This window comes from Streptococcus sp. cx1 (assembly GCF_052384325.1).
In the GTDB taxonomy this organism is placed as follows: domain Bacteria; phylum Bacillota; class Bacilli; order Lactobacillales; family Streptococcaceae; genus Streptococcus; species Streptococcus salivarius_G.
This window is the reverse complement of sequence record NZ_JBQSUN010000001.1, coordinates 311,929-332,959: the sequence shown is the minus strand read 5'-3', so window position 1 is coordinate 332,959 and position 21,031 is coordinate 311,929. Positions and strand designations below refer to the sequence as shown.

Below are 21,031 nucleotides of genomic sequence, written 5' to 3'. Positions count from 1 at the left end.
TAAATAACGAAAACACCCTGCCATAAAATGACAGGGTGTTGGTTTCGGCATGAAGCCTTATCTTTGTAGCTTCTGCAAGATTTAAGTAACTGTGTAAGGCGTCCCTTACACGATAATTATAGTATATGATAACTATAATTGCAACACTTTTTAACAATTAATATTAAAAATCTAGCTTAGGCTTATCACCCTCATTTTTGATGATATGCTGATTTCCTAGGACATCTGTTCTTACTTTATACATTGATAGATTTTCTATCTGCATATTCTTTTGCAATTGATTAGAAGAAGGTGGTACCTTTCCTAATACCTCAAGTTCTTCTCCCTTCTCGAATCTTGCTTTTTCATAAGGTTTTAATTCTATTTTATGCTTTTCAAAACTTTTTGGATTATCCTTCCCAGTACGAGACCAAAATCTAAAGATTTGTTGGCGATTTGTTTCAGTATCCTTAATTAAAATAAAATCATTCTTATACAGTGTAAACTTAAATTCTGAATTCTTACCAATTCCTTCTTTCTCTCTTATTTTATTATACTTAACTTTTGAAATACCGTAAGAACCTCCTTTTTCGAAACACAAATCTGCATACTTTAATCCTAAGAATTCATATTTTCTTGTTTCTGTATTGTAGTATACATCTGTTCTCCAAGGATTCAAAGATAGTAAAGCTACAGGATTTTTACTTTCTGAGGGAGTTATATCAACAAATCTTCCTAGGAGATTATCGTAGTATTTAAGACTCTTGATTTCAGGACCATTGCCTTTTCGACTATACTTGCGAATAGGTCCATTTTCAATTCTATATTTTTCAAAAGGATTAAAATCAACCTCTTTTCCATTTTTGTCCTTTTCTTTAAATGGTCGATATTGTTCCAATATCTTCTCTATTACTTCATCCCAAGTTTTTCTATCCTTCTGATACATTAAGAATTGGGATTTATCCTTTTTGTATAAATCTAAAAACTTATAAAATCCCGTTTTAGAAGGAGTTTTTGTCCCTAAAGCATAGATATCTTTTATTTTCCCCAAAGTATAAGTGTATTCTTTTTTCTCTTTATCTAATTTCGCTTTTCTTGTTGCGTAAATTGTTGCATCAGAAATCTTTCGATTAAACTTAGAATCCACTTGATATGAGAACAAGATACTGTCTTCAAAATCTTTACTCTTCAATGTATCAACAAAATGTTGATAAGGGGCTTTAAATACAGATTCCTTGTACTCATCGTCACTAATAAGTTCACCTGTTTCAATATCAAGTAGTTGGTCTTCTGAATAACTTACAAGAGTATTCTTTTGTTTTTTCCACAAATTCAACTGACTTGAAGCAGCAATAATCAATGCATCTACAGCATGGTGATGATAGGTATCACGAGTCTTATCGATTCCCCAATGGCGTCTCAATTGAGATGTGAATTGCCCGCGAACCACGGAAACTTTTGTATCAATCTTGCGAGTTCTAAAGTGTTCTTGAAGGGCATTGAGGACAACTCTTGAAGCGTATCTTGTATCTACAAGATTTCGTTCAATAAATTTCTTTCGAACATCAAATTTTGAAATATCCTCTTCCGTAAGAAGGTATTCTTTTTTCTTGTTTGAAAGTGTTTTCGACTCACGGACAAAGGCTTTTAGTTCACGGAAAGACCATGCATCATCCATACTATCTAATGCCTGGTAAGGTGTTCGTTGTCCTTTTTCTTGGTTAACAGTTGCATAAACCAAAACCTTATTGGCAAGGCTATCATCAAAGGTAATAGAGAGAGGTAAAATATGATCTATTTCAAATTGATTAGGATTATTTATCAAATCATGGATTGAAATTGTTTTACCAGTATAAAGGCAACGTTCTCCTTGCTGATGCCAGAGACGGATTTTAGTCGCTAATTGCTTATGACCATGGAAAACACTATGTGGTAATTCAGCCTTTCCATTATATTGGTTGGCAGCCTTAAACATGGCTGCATCCTTTTCATCTTTATTAGCTTTTTGAATCTTTTGAATAGCTTTCTTTTCATCATCTTCATTCGTTTCTCGAGCCATTTCGATGACAATATTGTCAAAATCACCATACTCTTTGATTGCCGCATTTACGATTTTTATAGCTTGGCGAACAGACTTAGCAACAACAGGATTGTAGATTTCTTCAGTTAGTTGTTTCTCATCAATATATTTGGTTTTATTTGAAGAAGAAGTTGTTTTTTGTTTTCCAAGTCGTGTCAAGATAGTCATTTGTTCTTCTGACGTCGCATATAATTCTGGGATTAATTCCATCATAAGTTTGACAGAAAAACTGTGCCAGCCTTTTCCAAAAATGGAACTATTTGCTTTGCGAAATTGAACCAATTCATCAATTTGCTCCTGACTGAAGGTACCATCAGCAAACTCATGCTCTATCGCTTCTTGGATACCTTCCCTCTCCGTATTTAATGTTAAGACATAGGCTAACTTATCAAGCTTTTCTCTCTCCATTTGCTCAACATCAATAGTTTCAAGCGTCTTCATTTTTCGGTAGGCTTCGAAAGTATGAATTTCTGGTTTGTCTGATTTGTTGATACGATATCCCTTGATATCCGCAACATCGCAAGCAAGTAGTTTAGCGATATATTTAAAGAGTTTCGCTGGACCCATCGCCTTTTCATTTTTGACATAGGTAATGATTTGATTCTTTTGTTCTTCGCTCAACTTCTTGCTTTCTGTTGGAACGGTTAGATTGTTCAAATCATTTAGCAAATTGAATTCTTGAGCCGTATAGGATGCTTTTGCTGCTCTATACTCTTCCGGATAAAATGTACATTTCCCAATTAGGATTCCAAAAATATTGTCTAAAGTTATGTACTCATCTTCAGAATCTTTCTTAGTAGTATACCTTCCATAATCAGTCCGTGACTTCTCATTTCCTGGTCCGTGATAATATTTACGTTTTCCAGTTAGAATTTGGAGATAACTATTAATAAATTCATCGGTAATCTGTGGATTAAATTCTTGTTGGGTTTGCAGTATTCTCAGTGCTTCTGCTCGATAAGCTGATGTTGGAAAGACATTAATTAAGCGATGTTTTTTTCCATCCTCCTCAATAGTAAAATCACCACGTAATTGACCATATTTTTGATAGCGTTCCAATTGAATCTGGCCTGGTGTTTTTGTTTCTAATTGTTTGCTGTTCTCTTTGACAATTTGTGCATAGTCACCTACTGATGAATTTCCGTCATCACTTGCATCATCAAGATAACTAATCCCACGGTGTTTCACCATATTTTTAAGAGCGATAAACAATTCTTCATTAGACAATTCATCGGTCAAACCCTTAACTCGCAATTGATATGGGTTTAGATTGATTGAAACCTTCGTAAAATCAGTGATTAATCCACTTTCTTCAAATATGTGATTTAAACGAACTCTACGATGTTTTTTACGTCGTGTCAATCGTCTTCCTTGACGATTTGTTCTACGTTCTACATTATTCTCCGCTTGAGCGGCTGGGAAGATGCGTGCGTTCTTATGGACAATTTCTCCCGTCACTTTATTAAGGATACCTACACCAACAGAACCTATACCAATATCAAGTCCTAAAACTAAGTCGCTCATTTAAGAATCTCCTTATTCTTTTTTCTAATATTTTACAATAATATCTGAAAATTCACAATAGTATTTGTAAGCGCTATCCTAGTTTTGTATTTTAAAAAGCCAAGTTCAGTTGAACTGGCTTTTTCTTCTTGTATTAAAAACTTTTGTCTAGGCTTCTTGTGCTAGGGCTGCTGCTTTTTCAAGGGCTTGGTCGGTCGACTCGCAGATATGGTCTGGTCCAATAGTTTGGATAAAGCCAGATTTTTCAAGAACTCTGTAGGGTTGAGCATTAACGTGAGAAAGAAGCAAGGTCATGCCACGTTTTTGGCAGATAGCCAGGGTTTCTTCAAGGGCATCTAGGCCTGAGATATCCATGGCTGGAACGTTTCGCATGCGTAGGATGAGAACATTCTTAGTTTCATCATTAATCACATTCAAGAAGTTATTGGCTGCACCAAAGAAGAGGGCACCAAAAACCTCATAGACGACAGCATTTTTAGGAACTTGCTTCAAGTCGCTATCCTCAGACAAAACTGGATCGTCCAGATTTTCCTTGTCCACCCACTGACGGATTTGAGCCACGTCGGACATGCGTTTGAGAAAGAGGAAGGCTGCTAGGACCATACCAAATTCGATGGCAACCACTAGGTCAAAGAAAACGGTTAAGATAAAGGTCACTAGCAGGACCGCCACATCACTCTTAGGGGCACGTTTGATCATACGACCAACTGTACGCCAACCACTCATGTTATAACCGACAATCATAAGGATTGAGGCCAGACAGGTCATAGGAATCAATGAGGCGTAAGGCATGAGGAAGAGTAAAATCAGAAGCAGGGTGAAGGCATGAACCATACCTGCTACTGGTGTTCGTCCGCCATTTTTGACGTTGGCTGCGGTACGGGCAATAGCACCCGTTGCCGGAATCCCGCCAAAGAGGGCTGACATGATATTCCCGACACCTTGGCCGACCAATTCTGCATTAGAACGGTGATTACCACCAATCATGCCATCTGAAACCACACAAGAAAGGAGCGATTCGATAGCTGCTAGTATGGCAATGGTGAAGGCTGGCGAAATCATTTGACGAATCAAAGAAAATGATAGGTCAGGAACCGTTAAACTTGGAAGTCCCGCCTTGATGGTGTAAAGGTCACCAATGGTTTTGACGGGGAGATGACCAAAAGCAACGATAGCTGTGGTCACAAAGATAGCAACCAGAGAACCCGGAATTTTCTGAGAAAGGCGTGGCCAAAAGATTTGAATGAGCAGGGCCAAAATACCGATAGCTAGGGTCGCCCAACTAATACTCGAAAGATGCTCTCCATAGGCAATCATCTTTTCCAGAAACTCAGCTGGCACGGACTTCATCTCAAGGCCTAGAAAATCCTTAATCTGTCCAGCCACAATCCCAATGGCAATCCCCAAGGTAAAGCCAAGTGTGATGGTTTTGGGAATGAATTTAATCAGGTCGCCAAAACGCAGGAGCCCCATGATAATAAGCATGAGTCCCGCCATGAGCGTGGCAACAGTCAGACCCGCCATGCCATACTGGGCGATGATGCCATAGATGATGACAACGAAGGCTGCGGTAGGTCCACCAATCTGAACCCGACTACCTCCTAAAAAGGAAATAAAAAAGCCTGCAACCACTGCTGTGTAAAGACCTTGTTCGGGATTAACACCAGAGGCAATCGCTAGGGCAATCGACAAGGGCAGGGCAATGATAGCCACGATAACTCCTGCAATCAGGTCCTTGATGAACTGTCCCTTGGAATAATCCTTGATGGTGGTGAAAAATTTGGGTGTGATATATTTTAAAGCGTCCATTTGTTCCTCCTAACTACTATCCTAAAACTCTTTGACTTAACTCTTTTTTCAATGAGTGTCAGACGCTTGTCATTTTTACAGTCTTATGATAGCACAGGAAACCCCCATTTTCTAGGGGATTGGGAGATGTAAACGTATTATTTCAAGAATTTTTTAACTTTCTTAGTTTAGAAGTGAAGGCATCAAAAAACAAGTCCAGACTATGGACTTGTTTTAACTTATCATGGATTGATAGATTTCTCTTACATTACCAACTGGTTGGCAAGGAAATCGGAATGTTAAGCTTGACCTTCATCTTGCTATTGGTCACAGTGGCTTGCTCAATTTCGTAGCCGATTTCAGGAAGCTTGAGCTGAATTTGGTTGTTAACCATGCGAACACCACTGCTTGACTGGGCAATACTCTTCTTGAGATAAGGCAGAACCAGTGATTTAGGTACAGGGAGGCGACCCAGGTGGGCACCTGCCAAGTCTAATAGGATGACTTCCTTGTTTGTGCTGACCGTGAAATCAAGGCTGAATGTTGATTCGATAGGTCCAAGAGACACTGGTAGCTTAGCTGTGAGATAAGAATCATTCAACTCTACAGTACTGTTTAGCAAGGTCTCGTCATTAGAATCAGCCATGCTTGCTTTTAGGATTTGACGAAACTGGTTGCTATCAAGATTAATCTCGGTTGAAACTCCACCTGATGAAAGGGACGCCCCACCAATACCAGCCTGGGCTAAATCGGCAAGAGATGTTTGTGTTGATACATTTTTTAATTGGTCCTGACTGTCGATCTTGTCCGGAATGAGTAGAGCCGCCACTGCAAAAAAGACCACAATGACGAGGACAATGAGCCGTTTAAACCATTTCCACATAGGGATACCTCATTTCAATTTTTCACTTTTGACGTCTATTGTACTGTAATCAAAGGAAAAAAGCGAGTAAGAACTGGAAATTCTCTCATATTTTCTTAATTCAAGAGGTAGGGTTCGAGAGCTTCAAAGACTTTTAAGTAAGCATTGGCATAAAGGTGGACACCGTCATAGGTGTGCTCAGCCTTCTGCTCTTTCCTATCATTGACCAGCCCAGCATTACAATTAATAAAGTGGCAGCCATAGGCTTGGGCGATTTCCTCGAGTGCCTGATTGCAAAGGTCAAGATTTTCAGGTGTCCGCAGTTTCATCCACTGGATTGAAGCCTTGGTCTGCCAAGGCAGATGAAGATTGGCTGGGTAGAAAGCCATGAGGTAAATCTTTGTATGAGGCAAGACAGCTTGTGTTTGCTCCAAAATCTGTCTGATATTTGCTGTCAGATGTTGGAACCATTGGTCTCCATAAGGCTCCTCGGTCATGTCATTGGTACCGATATTGATAAACACCTTGCTCGGTTGCAGATCCAGAAGTAGGGGATGGATATGCTGAAGAAACTCATCCGTATTCAGGCCGCTGATGCCTCGATTGTAGATGATGTCGTCGACACCTCTACTCCTAGCGATTTCACAAATGGGAAAAAGCTCCATGAGAGATGATCCCGTGAAGAGCGTCTCCCCCTTGATGGCAACCTCATTTAAATACTGATAATTTTTAAGTTTGATTTCTTTTAATTCATCCATGATAACTTTCTTCTATATAATTTTATCTAAATGAAGGAGAAGGCAAAGAGAAGCCCTACAACCGTATTGGCCAAGGCATGGATAAAGACACTTGGAAGGATAGAGCCACTTGCTTTTTTCTCATTGATAGCACCAAAAACGTAAGCGATGAGACTGATAAAGACCATGATAGCCATAGCTTTTAGGTAACCAGTTAATTGGATAAATATAAGTGCATGGATGAGGCCAAATAAGAGAGACTGAACCAGATTGGCCCCTAGGAATCCTAGTTTTCCTTGCATCCTTTTCAAAAGAAAACCTCTAAAGAAGATTTCTTCTGGCAAGGCAGTCCCTAAGATAGCATAGGCCATGATAGCAGGAAGGGCTCCCATTCCCTTTCCAGAAAAAGCTGCTGTGGCCGTTTGGCTAGAGTCGAACCAACTGAGGACGACAATTGAAAAAAGAAGAAAAAGTAGACTAATACCTAAAATGGTCAGTAGTAATCGCCTCTTCTGCTGACTTTCAACTTTCTTCAACCCAATCCAGTCAAAGAAACCGACCTTTTTCCTGCTCCAAATTAACCAAGTGATAAAAGGAATGATAGAGACTATGAGCAGTTCCATAATACCGTTCATCAGTTTAGATATAAATAGGGTCATGAGTTTATCCTCCTCTTCTAGTCAAAAGACAGTTTTTACCTTTTGAAAGCGTATACCTCTATATTTTCATTATACTACTTTTAGGGGAAGAGAAAGCTCATTCTCACCAATCTTGCCAGGTTTCTTTGGCACGAATCACACGGTCCTGATTATAGTCAATATGGTAAACTCGCCAGCCACCAATCCAATCGTCCTTCAGCTTGTACTCAACACTTCCTTTAAGGTCGTCACCCTTGCCCAAGAGCTTCTCCACTTCTTCTCTCGTCATGCCCTCAAGCTGATACTGACGGTGAAAACTCCACATGAGTTTGTGTCGCATGGGAGCTGGTGTTTGGGCCCATTTTTCAGGCGTAAAGAATCGGTCACGAGGGACAATGATAGCGAAATGAGCCAGACAAATGATTTCGATAATTAAGCACAAAGCTTTTCGCCATTTTCGTCTGGTTTCTGGGGTAAGGTGTGCCATAGGACTACCTGACTTTCTCTTGTTTCCAATGGTCGTCCAAAATCACTGTGTGCTCTTTTGAAAAGCGAATAAGGATATCTCTGGCAACTTGTTGGGATACACGCGCGACATTGGTCAATTCTAACCCTAGCTCAGGTGTGTCGTGTTCCAAACGATACTGGTCATCCTCGTACTCAACGAAGATAAAGCTCGTTGACTTTTTATCGCCATAGGTAAGATAGAGACTATCGTAGGATGCTGGGAGTTGCACCAAGGCATCCCAGATATCACTGTCACTTGGGGCTGTAATCGTCGCATAGTCCACCTGATCCGCTGTCGATATACGCATGACAAGGCCTTCTTCTACTTTCTTTTTAGGTGCTAGCCACTTAAATAAATGCATCGTTTTCCTCCTTTAGATGATGATTCCTTTTTGCTTGAGATTGTCCAGACATTCCTGTAAATAGGCGGTATCATGCTCAGGATAAATGATGGCTGGTAATGTCTCCGCTTCAAGCTTGTCGTAGGCTGGCATCTGCTTACCTCGATACTCCTTGTCTAACCACTCAGGGCTGACACGATAGCCACGTTTCGTCATTTCTTGCATAATAAGTTCATGGTATTTAAACAGGCGATATGGAGAATAGTCAAAAACATAGTTAACCGTAGCGTGTTTGCGTTGCCATCCCTTGCCACGAAGGGCACAACATTCTCGGTGTTGTCCTAATAATTGCTGACGGGGTAGTTTTGCAATCAAGTCTTGATGCCACAGTCTCATTTTGAACCCCCATTAATTAAGGTTGACTCCTCCAGATAGCGATTAGGATACTTGCTGAGGAGCTCTTTGACGGATTCCACCAAACCATGCTGAGGAATTTGGCCTGCCGCATAGCTATCCAGTTGGGACATAAACATTTCCTTTTCGCTGGCAGTCGCCTTTTTCTTAAAATACCCCCAGATATGTTGGAAGGCATTGACGACTTGACCAGGATTTTCAGGAAGGTCAAGTGCTTGATCAATGTAGGCTTGAACCTGATCCAAACTAACCTCTTCATTCTTGAGATAGTTACGGATTTCCAAGTAAATCTTGTTCGAATGGCTGAGCACCAGATACTTATTGGCTGCCCAAAGTCGCTCGCACTGGCGACGTGGATTGGTAATTGTCATTAGGAACCTTCCTTGATTGCTTTTTTATCAGTATAGCATAGTTTAAATAGGGATAATATATTATGCTTTTAAGAATCCGAAAGAGTAATTTTCAAGTATTTTCAGAAAAGGTTTTTTGCTTGGTTTGTTTGTAAGCGTTTGCTATACTTAAGGTATCAAAGAAAGGAGACAAGCCTATGACATTGTCCAAAAAACTCACACTTTCTCTTGCCTCTATGGCAGTTCTTGGTCTTTTAGCAGCCTGCTCAAACCAGAAAGCTCAAACACCTGAAAGCTCTGCTAGCACCCAACAAAGTTCAAGTAAGGTTTCATCTTCACAAAGCTCTGAAGCCTCTAAACAAACTGAAGGGCTAGATGGCACCTATAAAGGGACTGACGAAAATGATCGCATTACTCTTACCATCTCTGGAAATACTGGAACTTGGGAAGAGGACGAGGCAGATGGCGAGAAGGAAAGCAAGCCTGTGACAGTTAACTCTGACAATCAAAGTCTAACAATCGGTGACGACACCAAACACTATAAACTCGATGGTAATCAACTGACTATTGAAGATGATGACCACGATCCAAATGATACGGTTATCTTGACGAAATAAAATGAAAAACCTTAGCCGAACCGCTCTATGGAATTTAGCTAAGGTTTTTTATGTTATACTATAGGCAGAAAGAAAACGGATACAAAGAGGAGGTTGACGATGACTCAAAGAAGATTATGGGTGACGCTATTTGTTGTGTCGATTATTGTAACTCTTATTGGACTGGGATTTGCTGTCTATAACTATTATGTCTTTGATAAACCTTTCATGACGACTACTACAAAAGGGTTACTAGCTGCATTTTTCCTGTGTGCGACAATGGTTGCCATCAGCCTATCCAAATCAAATAAGAAGTAAAGATAAGAAAGAGGTGTAAGTTTGCGGACTTATACCTCTTTTCATACAACATTACTTAATCTTGTGTTTGTTCATTTTTTCTTCAAAGATGGCTGTCATGATTTCACGCAACTCTTGGCCTTCTTTTTTAGTCTTTAGATGATGAAGCCAAACGAGTCACCTCCTAAAAATGACACTATATCATTATGTCAACAGATAGGAAAGAAAAGCTCTCACCTAAATCAGGTGAGAGCTTGAAGTCTATTTCTATGATTTTCTCATGGCCACCAGCCAAAAGGCTACTAGAATTTCGAAAATAACAAGAAGGACAATCTGAGTGAGTGAACTCTGAACCAGCATAAGGACAGCCAGACTATCGATCAGCATATGAGCGAGGATACAAGGAACAGCTCCTCTCGAGTACTCTTTAAGAGCTCCCAAAAGAAAGGTATTCCCTAAAATCATCAGGTAAAAGATGAGATAGTTGGACGAGCCTGCTGTAATCCAAGGTAGTTGATAGATAGGGATATGCCAGAGGAACCAGATAATGGAAAGAACCATCATTTTAGTTATAAAGTGCTTACTAAAGTAAAGATGTTCTTGTAAAAACCAACGCCAACCGACTTCTTCCAGACCGCCATATAAAAAGGTCCAGGGGAGATATAGGAAGAAGGCTAAGAGGGAGTTCCCAGTAAAGCGAACATTCATGAGCAGGATTGAAATCCCATAATAGATGACGGGGATGATGAAAGCTAGGATCCAGGATAGGTGACTTTCTTTTTGAAGAAAGACCTTTTTGAAAAAATCGCCCAAAGATTTGACTTCACTCAACACAAGAGAAAAGATAGCCGCCATAATCAGGGGAATACAGTTCATTAGGATAAACAGTAGAGAGTCACCTGTGCTCTTTCCATCTGGGAAACACCAAAGGATAACTTGCCCTACTATAAATGTAGCAAGGAGGGCAGTCAGTGCATACCAGATAGCGACTGATTTTTTTGAAATAAATTTGCTCATTTTTCCTCCGTTACGGGATAATAAATCAGATAGATCTCACCTTAATCCGCATCGACTCAAAGATGGTATTGTTCACAATCTTTATAAATCTTACTTAATCTTGTGTTTGTTCATTTTTTCTTCAGAGATAGCTGTCATGATTTTACGTAGCTCTTGGCCTTCTTTTTCAGGAAGGTCCCCTTGGCGTTTAGCTACTGCGTAGAGTTCAGGGTATTGCTTGGCTACACGCTCCACCGTCTTGGTCGTCGCATGCCCTCTGACAAAGAAAGGAATACGTTTAATCCATTCTTGCGGTACGAGAGCGAGCAACTTCTTAGCCGCTTCCTTGTCAGAAATCTCAGCTGTACTCAAACCTTTTTCGATTTGCTTTTGTTCTTGTTCTGTAAAATCTTTTAATTCCATTACTACTTCCTCTTTATCTTTATATAGTAGATTTTACACCCATGCATGAGAATATACAACTGATTGGGATTGATGGACAAGACATGAAAGCTAGACTCATTTTTTTCCAAAAATACCATACAAAAAAATCTGATGAATTTGCTCAACCTCTGTCTCTAAATTGTCACTGTGGTCTAACTGATTTCCCATACCATTAAGAGCATCCATGACATTTAGGACAAGCTCTGTCGATAGGTCTTTAGCAATAAGGCCCTCTTCTTTTCCTAGCTCAATATAAGCACAATAGATATCACGTTTTTTTGCAGTGATCGCTTTCGCTAAGAGAGTTGAAAAAGTAGGTTCTTTCACCATTTTATCTTGAAAATAGTCCGAGATTTGCTGACTCATTTTCTCCTGACATAGGGCAAAAGCATGGTCTAATTTTGTTTTAAAATCTAGATTGCTGTTTAAAATATCCTCAGCTTGTTGGGCTATTTCTTCAAACAAGTCATTAACACAGAGAGCTACCAAATTATCTTTGCCCCCGAAATAATTGTAGATAGAAACTGGTGATACTTCTGCTACCTCTGCAATAGATTTTATACTCGTTTCCTTAAAACCTTTTTCTTTAAATAATTGTAAGGCTGCTTGAATAATCGCTTGCTTCTTTTTCTCAGTCGTCTTTTGATATTGATTCATGCGAACACCTCTGTTACTACCAATTGTAGCATAAGTTTGAAATAAATGAGCATATATTTCATTTTTTCTTGCTATTCTTACTAGCTTTCTCTATAATAAAGTCTGAATTTTAATCATCTATATTTCAAATTTTATTTTCAAAAATGGGAGAGAACATGCTCATTCAATATCTTATAAAGCAATCTAGAAAACCGAGTGGCCTTGTCGGTCGATTGATTACCAACATCTGGTCGTCCTATTTCAAGGAACTCAGCCTTTGGGCAATCAAACAAACCACTATCCCCAACAATAGTCGGATTTTAGAAATCGGCTATGGCGGTGGCAGCACTATTAAGAATCTTCTTGCTTTAGGTAAAAATCTTGACATTCATGGTATTGATATCTCTAAGGAGTCTTATCAAACTGCTAGACGAATTCATTCAGATGCTATAGAAAACGGAAGTGTTAAGCTGAGGATTGGCAATGTAGCAAACCTTCCCTACCAAAATAATGATTTTGATTTGGTATTTGCCATCCAGACACATATTTTCTGGGAGGATTTAAAACAGAGTTTTCAGGAAATCTATAGAGTCATGTCCAATCCTTCCACTTTGATTATTGCTTCCGAAAAAGAAAAAATAAAATATCATATGACAGATTATGGGACAAGCCATGAATTGATGCAGTTGTTAACAAGCATTGGCTTTTCAAAGATTGAAGAAAAGCAAAATTACAAATGGGTTGTGTATGTTGTCACTAAGAGTGATTAGGAAATTTAATAAAAAACTCCTTAATCAAATCTAATGTCTCAACCCTAGCAAAACACAAAGAGAAGACTAATTTAGTCTTCTCTTCATACTAGGTTGCGGAACATCAACAATTACTTTACTTTTATACCTCTAGTAAGTCCTATTCGTCCACAATTGCATCTTACAAATGGATACTTCTGTTAGAAGATAAGGAGATAAGGATCTTCAAGATAAGAAACAACTCTTGCTAAAAATTCAGCAGCTGGAAGGCCATCGATGACTTGATGGTCGAAGCTCAGACTCAATGGAAGATAGTCTTTTTGAACAACCTCTCCCTCCTCATTAAATGCTAAAGCTTGTTGAGTTGCTCCTACACCAAGGATTGCCACCTCTGGGGAATTAAGGATTGGTGTGAAGTATTCTACACCTGGTCCCCCTAGGTTCGTAATTGAGAAAGTAGAACCACTATATAGGTCAGATGGAAGTGTACCTTTTCGAGCTTGATTAGCCAGAGTCTTAATGCTTTGACCAAGATCTGCTAAAGTCATACGGTCTGCGTCTCGAATCACAGGGACAACCAAACCATCATCCAAAGCTGTTGCCATACCAATATGAATGCGTTCTTGAATCTGATGAATTCCGCCACCATACCAAGCATTCAAAGCTGGAAAATCTCTCAAAGCTTTGGTTACTGCTTTAGTTAATAGAGTTGTGATACCTAGTTCACCATTTTCAAGTGGAGTATGTACCTTGGCCTTAAGTTCTTTACGGAATTTCAAAAGCTCAGTCAAATCAGCCTTACGATGGAGTGTCACTTGAGCAGAAGAATGAAGACTATTCATCATACGTTCGGCAATAATCTTACGCATGCCTTGGAGTCCCTCACCGTATTGGCCTGAGGTCATAGCTTGTGGTAGAGGTTCAACGACCTTATCAACAACAAGACTTGGTTGGTAAGCTTCTACATCACGTCTTGTAATACGACCATTCCCACCTGTCCCTTTAATAAGGGAGATATCATAGCCTTTCTCAGCAGCCATCTTACGAGCCACCGGTGTAATGAAAATTCGTTCCCCACCAGTACGAGCTATAGGTTCTGTAGTAGATTTAGGACTAGACGGTGTTGAATCTTTAGCGACTTCAGTTGGAGCTTCCTCTTGTGCAGGAGCTTCTTGGGTTCCTACATTTTCTCCTTCCTGACCAACCCATCCAACGACTTCCTTACATTTAACTGTAGCACCTTCATCATGCACAATGTCTAGAACAACCCCAGAAGCAGGGGATTCGACTTCACTAGTTAATTTTTCAGAACTAATTTCCAATAAAGGCTGACCACTTGTTACTGTATCACCAACTTGGACCAACCACTTTTGAATGAGTCCTTCAGTCATGGTTAGGCCGAGCTTGGGCATTAAAATTTCTGTTGCCATAAGCGCCCTCCTATCCTTTCAAGTCCTGAATCAATTCATCAGCTACTTTCAAAACCTTATCCGCATCAGGGATATAGGCTTGTTCTAAGTTTGTCGCAAATGGAACAGGAGTATTTGGAGCACAAACACATTTCACTGGTCCATCAAGATAATCAAAAGCTTTATCTGAAACTACAGATGCAATATCAGTTGCAGTATTGTTATGTGGATTGGCCTCATCCACAATAATTAAACGACCAGTTTTCTTCACGGAATTTAACACTGTTTCTTCATCCCATGGAGCAACTGTACGAAGATCAATCACTTCTACAGAAATGTTGTCTTTTGCCAAGCGGTCGGCGACCTCATAGGCTACATACAACATTTTACCAATTGTCACAATTGTTAAATCCTTACCTTCTCTACGAACGGCAGCCTTACCAATTGGTACAGTATAGTATTCTTCTGGCACTTCCCCTTTTAAGCCATAGAGGGTTTTGTCCTCAGAAAAAATAACAACATTATCATCCTCAATTGACGCCAGTAGTAAACCTTTAGCATCATAAGGGGTAGCAGGAACGACCACCTTAATACCAGGAATCGATCCAAATAAACCGTAATAGGATCCAGAGTGTTGCGCAGCAGCTGAAGCTCCTGCCCCGTGCATAGTACGAACAACCATCGGAACTTTAGCTTTACCGCCAAACATGTAACGCATCTTAGAAGCCTGTCCTAATAGGGCATCAAAACAGAATCCAATAAAATCATTAAACATCAACTCTGGTACAGGTCTTAGTCCCGTAAGCGCCATCCCCACCGAAGCTGATAAATAGCCGTGCTCAGAAATCGGAGTATCAATAACACGTTCCCTGCCATATTTCGGCATCAATCCTCGTGTGATACCCATGACACCGCCCCAGGCATCCTCGTTATTATTTTCTAAGTGTTCAACATTAACACCACCTGAGATATCCTCTCCTAGGAGAACAACTCGCTCGTCTCTTTCCATGGCTTGATCGAGCCCTTCATTGATGGCTTTCATAAATAATGTTTCTCTAGTCATTATGAATCCTCCTCAATCAGTCTGCAAATACGTCTTCGTAGAGAGCTTCTTCTTTTGGAATTGGGCTCTCTTGAGCAAAGTGGATTGCATCTTCAACATCTCTTTGTGATTGGGCAACAATCTCATCCAATTCATCTTGGCTAAGGATACCCTTTTCAGTTACCAGGTCACGAAATACTTCCAAGGCATCCACATCTGCCCATTCTTTTTCGATTCCATCTGGTGCTTTGTATTTTTGCTCATCTCCTTCGAAATGGCCATGGTTACGATAAGTAATAGCTTCAATTAACGTTGAACCATCTCCACGACGCGCACGTTCAACGGCCTCTTTAGCCACTTGATAAACAGCAAATAAATCCTTACCATTTACGCGAACTCCAGGCATATTGTAAGCTTGTGCACGTTCAGCAATTGTTGGTGAACCTGATGAATACCATTGTGGTGTTGATTCTGCAAAAAGGTTGTTTTCATTTACAAATACCACAGGTAGATTCCAAATAGAGGCCATGTTTAAGCACTCATGAAAATTACCTTCATTGGCAGCACCATCACCAAAGAAACATACAGCAACATCATCAGTCTTTAGATATTTGTTGCGCATAGCAGCCCCAGTCGCAAGACCAAAGCCTCCGCCTACCATACCATTAGCACCAAGGATTCCTTTATCCAAATCAGCGATATGCATAGAGCCACCCTTACCTTTACCAAGCCCAGTAGACTTACCAAAGATTTCAGCCATCATTTTTTTAAGGTCTCCACCTTTAGCCACACAGTGTCCATGTCCTCGATGTGTGCTAGTAATGTAGTCTTTATCAGTCAAGTTAGCACATACCCCAGTCGCAATAGCTTCCTCACCTGAGTAAAGGTGAACAAATCCTGGAATTTGACCGAGTGAAAAGAAATGTCGTGCATTTTCTTCAAAATTTCGAATATCCCACATAGTCTTATACATGGATTTAGCCTCTTCTTTTGAAACATTTTCCACACCAAGATCATGGGCAGTTTGAACCTTAACTTCTTCCTTGGTTAAGGTTTGTCCCTGATGTTTTTCTTTCATTAGGGCTTGTGGCAATTCTTGATAATGTGTCATATTGTTTCCTCCTTCTATAGAGAGCTTTATAAAAAACAAATATTATTGACATATATATAGATTTGAAAAAATGAGAATGGCTGTGCTAAACCTATCCATCGACCTTAGGACCTTAAAATCAGTCTTGCAACTTCCTGAACCAACTCAGAAATTGTTGGATGTGCAAAAATTGTCTTATCAAGCTGATCAAGTGTTCCTTCAGCATCTTTCAAGACAATCAAGGATTGTAAAATATCAGTTGCATGTGGGCCAACGATAACGGCACCTAATAGTAGGTGATAGCGTTTTTCAGAGACAATTTTAACAAAACCCTTTGCTGAATTAGACGCAATGGCTCGACCATTATAAACATAAGGAAGTTGACCAACTGATAAATCATATCCTTGTTGTACCGCCTCCTCTTCTGACAAGCCAAAAGAAGCAATCTCCGGCGTTGTAAAGAGCGACCGTGGAACACTTGAATTATCAACCGGTTCCTCAGCCTGACGACAAATGGCTCGAACAGCTTTGATTCCCTCGCTACTAGCAACATGAGCTAACATATATCCAGGAATCAAATCCCCAATCGCATAAACACCTGATTGAGATGACTCGTAATAACTATCTACCTTAATAAAGCCTTTTTCGGTCAACTCCAAACCCATCATTTGGGCTAACTCAATATTTGGCTTACGCCCAGTTGCTACAAGCAAGTTATCATAAGAGTAGGACTTCCCATCTGCTAAAATTACAGCATTTTCTTTAACCCTATCTATGCTAACTCCCTCCAGAATGGTAATTCCAAGTTGTTCCATCTTTTCTCTAATAATGGAACGTGCTTCGTCATCTTCAGTTGCTAAAATTGTTGGTGCAACCTCTATCACTGTCACATCCACACCAAGTGGAGCCATGGCAAAAGCTAACTCAACGGAAATAATACCTCCACCAATGATAACCAAACGTTGAGGAAGTTCCTTTAAGTTGAAAAAGCTATCTGTTGTCAAATAGTTAACATCGTTAATACCAGGAATAGGAGGAATAAATGGATGACTCCCCGTCGCCAAAATAACAGACTTACCTGAGACTCTTTCACCATTAACTTGGAAGGTTTTATCAGAAATATAAGCTGCCTCACCTTCAATATAGGTGATACCTAATTGTTTAAAACTTGATTGAATACCAGACTGTAGTGTTGCTACGACTTGATCTTTGCGAGCAACAAGTTTTTGAAAATCAAGATTATCTTTTAAAACTGTCACTCCATACTGAGAGGCTTCTTTAGCAGCTAATAGCCAATGGGCATGTTCAAGATAGGCTTTGGATGGGATACATCCAACGTTCAAACAGGTGCCACCTATGGAGTTTTTCTCAATGACAGTTACCTTTTTACCTAAACGGGCAGCTTCTTCAGCAGCAACATAACCACCAGGACCTGCCCCTATAATGAGAATATCACATTGACTCAAAACAATACTCCTTTCTAGAATGGAAGTCGGCTGTTAGCCGAACCACTTCAAGTAGGACAAAAACTCGGAGATGTTTTTGAAAGCGTTTTCTATACTTTGATTATAAAACTAATACTTATGAAAATCAAGTAATTCACTGAAAATGTGATGTTTTGGTAGTGAAAACATTCACAAGTAATGCAAGCGTTTGCCATTCTCTAATCGGGATGATGTTAGCACTTATATTTTGCTGATTTGTATAAAAACTAGAAAAATACAAATCTCCCCCAATCATTAAATAATTCTTCAAAATGTTATAAAAAACACTCTAGCGTCTATAGCTTGGATAAAACTATAGAAATTAGAGTGCTTTTACTATTAGAAAGAATATGTATATGGAGTTAAAAAGGAATTTGAATTAATCTAAAGAAAGTTGATTTTTCAACTGAATAATATTATAAGAATATCGATTTGTAGTTATTTTGAAAGTAATCTTATAAGTGAGTAATTAGGAGTAGAATATGACAACTCTATTTTTTTGTAGAGTAGCTTTTGTAGCTTTTATGTGAAAAATCAATTGGCTATTTAATTATTTATCGTCCTTTTTAATCATATTTTTCACACCTTCGATAGCGCCTTCAACAGCATCTTTGGCATCTTCGGCAACTTCTTTCACTTTTGAGACTGCTTTTTCAGCAGCACCCTCTTTTTCTGTTTTTTTATCACCAGTTAATTTTCCGACACCTTCTTTAAATGCGCCTTTAGCTTGGTTGAGTTTTTCTTCTACTGACATAATTTTATCCTCCTTTGGACATAAAGATTGTTAAATATGAACGCTCTTCAATAATACATTCAAATTTTTAAGTATAACAAGATAAGTTAAATTATAGCTTTTGTGTTGAAGTCGAGTCATAAACAGCTTGAACACCCTCACTAACGTTATCTTTATTTGCTGATAAACCATTAGCTAGTCCATGTTTACCACTTTTTAAATTTATCAGCACTAAGTTTGCTAGTTGATTGGAGTCTTCCTATCGAAATATTGAAAATTATTCTTTTTTTCCTAAGAAAAATGATACTACTGCAACAACAATAACTGCCCCTAAAATTGATGGAATTAAGGCCATTCCAGCTAGTCTAGGTCCCCAAGAACCGAAGAGTGACTGTCCAACAGATGAACCAATTAAACCTGCAAAGATATTGGCAATTATTCCCATGGAACCTCCCTTTTTAGTGATTCCACCAGCAATAAAACCTATAAAGCCTCCGACAATAATAGCCCAAAGCATAATGTCTCCCCCTTTCTAAATAGAGGAAAGTTAGATTGTTTGGAAAATCAAACCATCTAAAGAGTTACATTTTAGCTAAAACATTTTTTATATTAATCTTAACAATCATAAGATTAATGTTAGTATATACCTGTTAATAACAGTATATGTTAATCAAATTGATAAGTCAATGAAAATGTTTGCGCTTACACAAAAATAGACATGAAAACCATCCTGGGATTTTGCAATCGCTTGTATGGTTTTACAATTTCTCTTATCTCATTTTTTTGTTAAAAGTCTACACATACTTCTACTATTATTAGGACTTCCTCTAAATGGATTGATTTATGAATTAAAAGTTTGATTAAACTGCTACATTCATATGATTGATTAGCATTTTAGCCACAAAAGAAAATAGCCCTAAGACGTTCGAGTGACGAAAGTAAAAATAAAATGTATAATTGAGACATGTAAACCCTTACACGGTTTTCTTTAAATCGTAAGTATCTAACAAAATAGTATAAATAATACACCAAACACTGCATCACTTTCAGTAGGAGTTTAAAATTAATATGGAGTAGTGAATTGATTACAAATTGAATGTAGAATATAAAACACGCCCACGTAAAGAAGTTACAATAATAATGACCAATGATTTAGATACGTCGTCAAAGAGTGAGCTTAAAAAGTTGACTATACTAACAAAGAGGGAGTACTGTTATGGAAAAAGTTTTGAAGGATGGTAAACTTTATTCTCTCATAGAATTTAGGGACAAAATCTATGAGGATTTAGATTTATCAAAAAGTGACTTAACCACTTTATTGTGTGCGATATTGATTGCATCTATTGGTTTGAATATGAATTCTATTCCAACAATTATAGGGGCAATGTTGATTTCTCCATTGATGACACCTATCCTTGGAGTAGGTTTTGCGTTAGCAATATTAGATACAAAACTTCTCAAAAAATCGTTTAAAGTTCTTTTTATTCAAGTTGCAGTAAGCCTCTTAGCCTCTACACTTTATTTTTTAATTTCGCCCATTTCTTATGCAAGTACGGAAATTATTGCTAGAACTTCGCCCACAATTTGGGACGTTGTAATAGCATTCGTCGGTGGATTAGCCGGCATTATTGGAGCACGAAAGAAAGAAGCTAATAACATTGTTCCTGGTGTCGCCATTGCAACTGCTCTTATGCCACCTGTTTGTACCGTGGGGTATTCTATTGCCACAGGAAATCTTGAGTATATGATAGGGGCGTCATATTTGTTCTCCATTAACTGCAGTTTTATTATGATTGCTACATATATTGGCACTAATGTGATGATGGTTAATAATCCTTATGTTAAACATAATCGTGAAGCCTCTAAAATGCGAAAAATATTAATTCTAGTCTCGCTTGTTCTTATTATTCCAAGTTTAGCTTCTGCAACTACCTTAGTTAGAGATACGCTAATCAATGAGTCTATCAATAATTATCTATCTGATCAATTTGAAAACCATACTATTTTGAAAAAGAAATATAGTAAAGAAAATAATACACTAAAGCTAACCATTTCAGGTAAATATCTTTCAGAAGCTGAGTTACAAGGTATCATTAACAAACAAAATGAATATGGTTTGAAAAATATCTCGATTCAGGTTTCACAATTAACAAATGATAGATTAACTGAAAAAGAATTAGTCGACTACATCATTCAATATAAAAACGATGATGATCTTCAACAAATAGAAAAGGATAAGTAAAAAGAATCCCCAAATAACAACAAGTAATGTGAGATATTAATTTGATAAGCATAAGAAACCGTTGAAAAGTATTGTCACTAGTAGTCCATAGGA

The 21,031-nt window shown here is 38.6% G+C and carries 22 protein-coding genes; 4 read left to right on the top strand and 18 right to left on the bottom strand.

What is annotated here, in order from left to right; all coding sequences use genetic code 11:
• Window positions 1–163: 163 nt before the first annotated feature.
• The 9 genes from cas9 to ACT170_RS01575 all read right to left on the bottom strand — a co-directional run bounded on the left by cas9 (window position 164) and on the right by ACT170_RS01575 (window position 9,241).
• Window positions 164–3,583, bottom strand: coding sequence for a type II CRISPR RNA-guided endonuclease Cas9 (gene cas9 / locus ACT170_RS01615; protein ID WP_444817953.1), 3,420 nt, complete (start codon window positions 3,581–3,583; stop codon window positions 164–166).
• A 147-nt stretch (window positions 3,584–3,730) separates the two neighbouring features.
• Window positions 3,731–5,392 carry a SulP family inorganic anion transporter gene (locus tag ACT170_RS01610; protein ID WP_037611470.1) on the bottom strand — a complete coding sequence of 554 codons (1,662 nt, stop codon included), beginning with the start codon at window positions 5,390–5,392 and terminating at the stop codon, window positions 3,731–3,733.
• A gap of 247 nt (window positions 5,393–5,639) precedes the next feature.
• On the bottom strand, window positions 5,640–6,254 hold the full coding sequence (locus ACT170_RS01605; RefSeq protein ID WP_014633340.1) for a hypothetical protein: 615 nt from the start codon (window positions 6,252–6,254) through the stop codon (window positions 5,640–5,642).
• Between the two features lie 95 nt (window positions 6,255–6,349).
• On the bottom strand, window positions 6,350–6,991 hold the full coding sequence (locus ACT170_RS01600) for a GDSL-type esterase/lipase family protein (protein WP_444817952.1): 642 nt from the start codon (window positions 6,989–6,991) through the stop codon (window positions 6,350–6,352).
• Between the two features lie 26 nt (window positions 6,992–7,017).
• Window positions 7,018–7,629 (bottom strand): CPBP family intramembrane glutamic endopeptidase, encoded by a 612-nt coding sequence (locus ACT170_RS01595; RefSeq protein WP_037603924.1) that lies wholly within the window; start codon window positions 7,627–7,629, stop codon window positions 7,018–7,020.
• 103 nt (window positions 7,630–7,732) lie between these two features.
• A complete protein-coding gene (locus tag ACT170_RS01590) occupies window positions 7,733–8,095 on the bottom strand; it encodes a hypothetical protein (protein ID WP_037603925.1) in 363 nt (120 codons plus the stop codon).
• 4 nt (window positions 8,096–8,099) lie between these two features.
• Window positions 8,100–8,477, bottom strand: coding sequence for a hypothetical protein (locus ACT170_RS01585; RefSeq protein WP_002885898.1), 378 nt, complete (start codon window positions 8,475–8,477; stop codon window positions 8,100–8,102).
• 12 nt (window positions 8,478–8,489) lie between these two features.
• Complete coding sequence (locus ACT170_RS01580) at window positions 8,490–8,852, bottom strand: TIGR02328 family protein (RefSeq protein WP_037603926.1); 363 nt, start codon at window positions 8,850–8,852, stop codon at window positions 8,490–8,492.
• Entirely contained in the window at window positions 8,849–9,241 is a 393-nt protein-coding gene (locus ACT170_RS01575) for a YbgA family protein (protein ID WP_084914757.1), read from the bottom strand. Before ACT170_RS01575 ends, ACT170_RS01580 begins: the two co-directional genes overlap by 4 nt.
• A gap of 176 nt (window positions 9,242–9,417) precedes the next feature.
• On the opposite strand from ACT170_RS01575, the gene ACT170_RS01570 reads away from it, so the two are divergent.
• Together ACT170_RS01570 and ACT170_RS01565 are read left to right on the top strand one after the other, a co-directional pair.
• Window positions 9,418–9,837 carry an SP_0198 family lipoprotein gene (locus ACT170_RS01570; RefSeq protein WP_002885897.1) on the top strand — a complete coding sequence of 140 codons (420 nt, stop codon included), beginning with the start codon at window positions 9,418–9,420 and terminating at the stop codon, window positions 9,835–9,837.
• Window positions 9,838–9,936: 99 nt separating this feature from the next.
• A complete protein-coding gene (locus tag ACT170_RS01565) occupies window positions 9,937–10,134 on the top strand; it encodes a hypothetical protein (RefSeq protein WP_002886034.1) in 198 nt (65 codons plus the stop codon).
• A 246-nt stretch (window positions 10,135–10,380) separates the two neighbouring features.
• Here the strand turns inward: ACT170_RS01565 and ACT170_RS01560 are convergent, their stop codons facing one another.
• The 3 genes from ACT170_RS01560 to ACT170_RS01550 all read right to left on the bottom strand — a co-directional run bounded on the left by ACT170_RS01560 (window position 10,381) and on the right by ACT170_RS01550 (window position 12,210).
• On the bottom strand, window positions 10,381–11,130 hold the full coding sequence (locus ACT170_RS01560) for a CPBP family intramembrane glutamic endopeptidase (RefSeq protein WP_048674351.1): 750 nt from the start codon (window positions 11,128–11,130) through the stop codon (window positions 10,381–10,383).
• Between the two features lie 90 nt (window positions 11,131–11,220).
• The gene (locus ACT170_RS01555) at window positions 11,221–11,532 is read right to left on the bottom strand and encodes a hypothetical protein (RefSeq protein WP_272126232.1); all 312 of its coding nucleotides are present in this window, start codon (window positions 11,530–11,532) and stop codon (window positions 11,221–11,223) included.
• A 96-nt stretch (window positions 11,533–11,628) separates the two neighbouring features.
• Window positions 11,629–12,210 (bottom strand): TetR/AcrR family transcriptional regulator, encoded by a 582-nt coding sequence (locus ACT170_RS01550; protein WP_272126230.1) that lies wholly within the window; start codon window positions 12,208–12,210, stop codon window positions 11,629–11,631.
• Window positions 12,211–12,365: 155 nt separating this feature from the next.
• Between ACT170_RS01550 and ACT170_RS01545 the strand changes: the two genes are divergently transcribed.
• Entirely contained in the window at window positions 12,366–12,959 is a 594-nt protein-coding gene (locus ACT170_RS01545; RefSeq protein ID WP_444817951.1) for a class I SAM-dependent methyltransferase, read from the top strand.
• A 179-nt stretch (window positions 12,960–13,138) separates the two neighbouring features.
• Here ACT170_RS01545 and ACT170_RS01540 read toward each other — a convergent pair whose 3' ends face one another.
• The 6 genes from ACT170_RS01540 to ACT170_RS01515 form a co-directional block, all read right to left on the bottom strand.
• A complete protein-coding gene (locus ACT170_RS01540; protein WP_444817950.1) occupies window positions 13,139–14,368 on the bottom strand; it encodes a dihydrolipoamide acetyltransferase family protein in 1,230 nt (409 codons plus the stop codon).
• 10 nt (window positions 14,369–14,378) lie between these two features.
• Window positions 14,379–15,410 (bottom strand): alpha-ketoacid dehydrogenase subunit beta, encoded by a 1,032-nt coding sequence (locus ACT170_RS01535; RefSeq protein ID WP_002890539.1) that lies wholly within the window; start codon window positions 15,408–15,410, stop codon window positions 14,379–14,381.
• Between the two features lie 16 nt (window positions 15,411–15,426).
• Window positions 15,427–16,500 (bottom strand): thiamine pyrophosphate-dependent dehydrogenase E1 component subunit alpha, encoded by a 1,074-nt coding sequence (locus ACT170_RS01530; protein ID WP_444817949.1) that lies wholly within the window; start codon window positions 16,498–16,500, stop codon window positions 15,427–15,429.
• A 104-nt stretch (window positions 16,501–16,604) separates the two neighbouring features.
• Window positions 16,605–17,945 carry a dihydrolipoyl dehydrogenase gene (gene lpdA, locus ACT170_RS01525; protein ID WP_118189063.1) on the bottom strand — a complete coding sequence of 447 codons (1,341 nt, stop codon included), beginning with the start codon at window positions 17,943–17,945 and terminating at the stop codon, window positions 16,605–16,607.
• A 568-nt stretch (window positions 17,946–18,513) separates the two neighbouring features.
• Entirely contained in the window at window positions 18,514–18,717 is a 204-nt protein-coding gene (locus ACT170_RS01520) for a CsbD family protein (RefSeq protein WP_002886207.1), read from the bottom strand.
• Window positions 18,718–18,973: 256 nt separating this feature from the next.
• On the bottom strand, window positions 18,974–19,213 hold the full coding sequence (locus ACT170_RS01515) for a GlsB/YeaQ/YmgE family stress response membrane protein (protein WP_014634177.1): 240 nt from the start codon (window positions 19,211–19,213) through the stop codon (window positions 18,974–18,976).
• 699 nt (window positions 19,214–19,912) lie between these two features.
• On the opposite strand from ACT170_RS01515, the gene ACT170_RS01510 reads away from it, so the two are divergent.
• The gene (locus ACT170_RS01510) at window positions 19,913–20,938 is read left to right on the top strand and encodes a DUF389 domain-containing protein (protein ID WP_002886227.1); all 1,026 of its coding nucleotides are present in this window, start codon (window positions 19,913–19,915) and stop codon (window positions 20,936–20,938) included.
• The last annotated feature ends 93 nt before the right edge of the window (window positions 20,939–21,031 follow it).

Coding starts and splice junctions, on each gene's coding strand:
- cas9 (WP_444817953.1), bottom strand. CDS start 3,583: ATGAGCGACTTAGTTTTAGGACTTGATATTGGTATAGGTTCTGTTGGT.
- ACT170_RS01610 (WP_037611470.1), bottom strand. CDS start 5,392: ATGGACGCTTTAAAATATATCACACCCAAATTTTTCACCACCATCAAG.
- ACT170_RS01605 (WP_014633340.1), bottom strand. CDS start 6,254: ATGTGGAAATGGTTTAAACGGCTCATTGTCCTCGTCATTGTGGTCTTT.
- ACT170_RS01600 (WP_444817952.1), bottom strand. CDS start 6,991: ATGGATGAATTAAAAGAAATCAAACTTAAAAATTATCAGTATTTAAAT.
- ACT170_RS01595 (WP_037603924.1), bottom strand. CDS start 7,629: ATGACCCTATTTATATCTAAACTGATGAACGGTATTATGGAACTGCTC.
- ACT170_RS01590 (WP_037603925.1), bottom strand. CDS start 8,095: ATGGCACACCTTACCCCAGAAACCAGACGAAAATGGCGAAAAGCTTTG.
- ACT170_RS01585 (WP_002885898.1), bottom strand. CDS start 8,477: ATGCATTTATTTAAGTGGCTAGCACCTAAAAAGAAAGTAGAAGAAGGC.
- ACT170_RS01580 (WP_037603926.1), bottom strand. CDS start 8,852: ATGAGACTGTGGCATCAAGACTTGATTGCAAAACTACCCCGTCAGCAA.
- ACT170_RS01575 (WP_084914757.1), bottom strand. CDS start 9,241: ATGACAATTACCAATCCACGTCGCCAGTGCGAGCGACTTTGGGCAGCC.
- ACT170_RS01570 (WP_002885897.1), top strand. CDS start 9,418: ATGACATTGTCCAAAAAACTCACACTTTCTCTTGCCTCTATGGCAGTT.
- ACT170_RS01565 (WP_002886034.1), top strand. CDS start 9,937: ATGACTCAAAGAAGATTATGGGTGACGCTATTTGTTGTGTCGATTATT.
- ACT170_RS01560 (WP_048674351.1), bottom strand. CDS start 11,130: ATGAGCAAATTTATTTCAAAAAAATCAGTCGCTATCTGGTATGCACTG.
- ACT170_RS01555 (WP_272126232.1), bottom strand. CDS start 11,532: ATGGAATTAAAAGATTTTACAGAACAAGAACAAAAGCAAATCGAAAAA.
- ACT170_RS01550 (WP_272126230.1), bottom strand. CDS start 12,210: ATGAATCAATATCAAAAGACGACTGAGAAAAAGAAGCAAGCGATTATT.
- ACT170_RS01545 (WP_444817951.1), top strand. CDS start 12,366: ATGCTCATTCAATATCTTATAAAGCAATCTAGAAAACCGAGTGGCCTT.
- ACT170_RS01540 (WP_444817950.1), bottom strand. CDS start 14,368: ATGGCAACAGAAATTTTAATGCCCAAGCTCGGCCTAACCATGACTGAA.
- ACT170_RS01535 (WP_002890539.1), bottom strand. CDS start 15,410: ATGACTAGAGAAACATTATTTATGAAAGCCATCAATGAAGGGCTCGAT.
- ACT170_RS01530 (WP_444817949.1), bottom strand. CDS start 16,500: ATGACACATTATCAAGAATTGCCACAAGCCCTAATGAAAGAAAAACAT.
- ACT170_RS01520 (WP_002886207.1), bottom strand. CDS start 18,717: ATGTCAGTAGAAGAAAAACTCAACCAAGCTAAAGGCGCATTTAAAGAA.
- ACT170_RS01515 (WP_014634177.1), bottom strand. CDS start 19,213: ATGCTTTGGGCTATTATTGTCGGAGGCTTTATAGGTTTTATTGCTGGT.
- ACT170_RS01510 (WP_002886227.1), top strand. CDS start 19,913: ATGGAAAAAGTTTTGAAGGATGGTAAACTTTATTCTCTCATAGAATTT.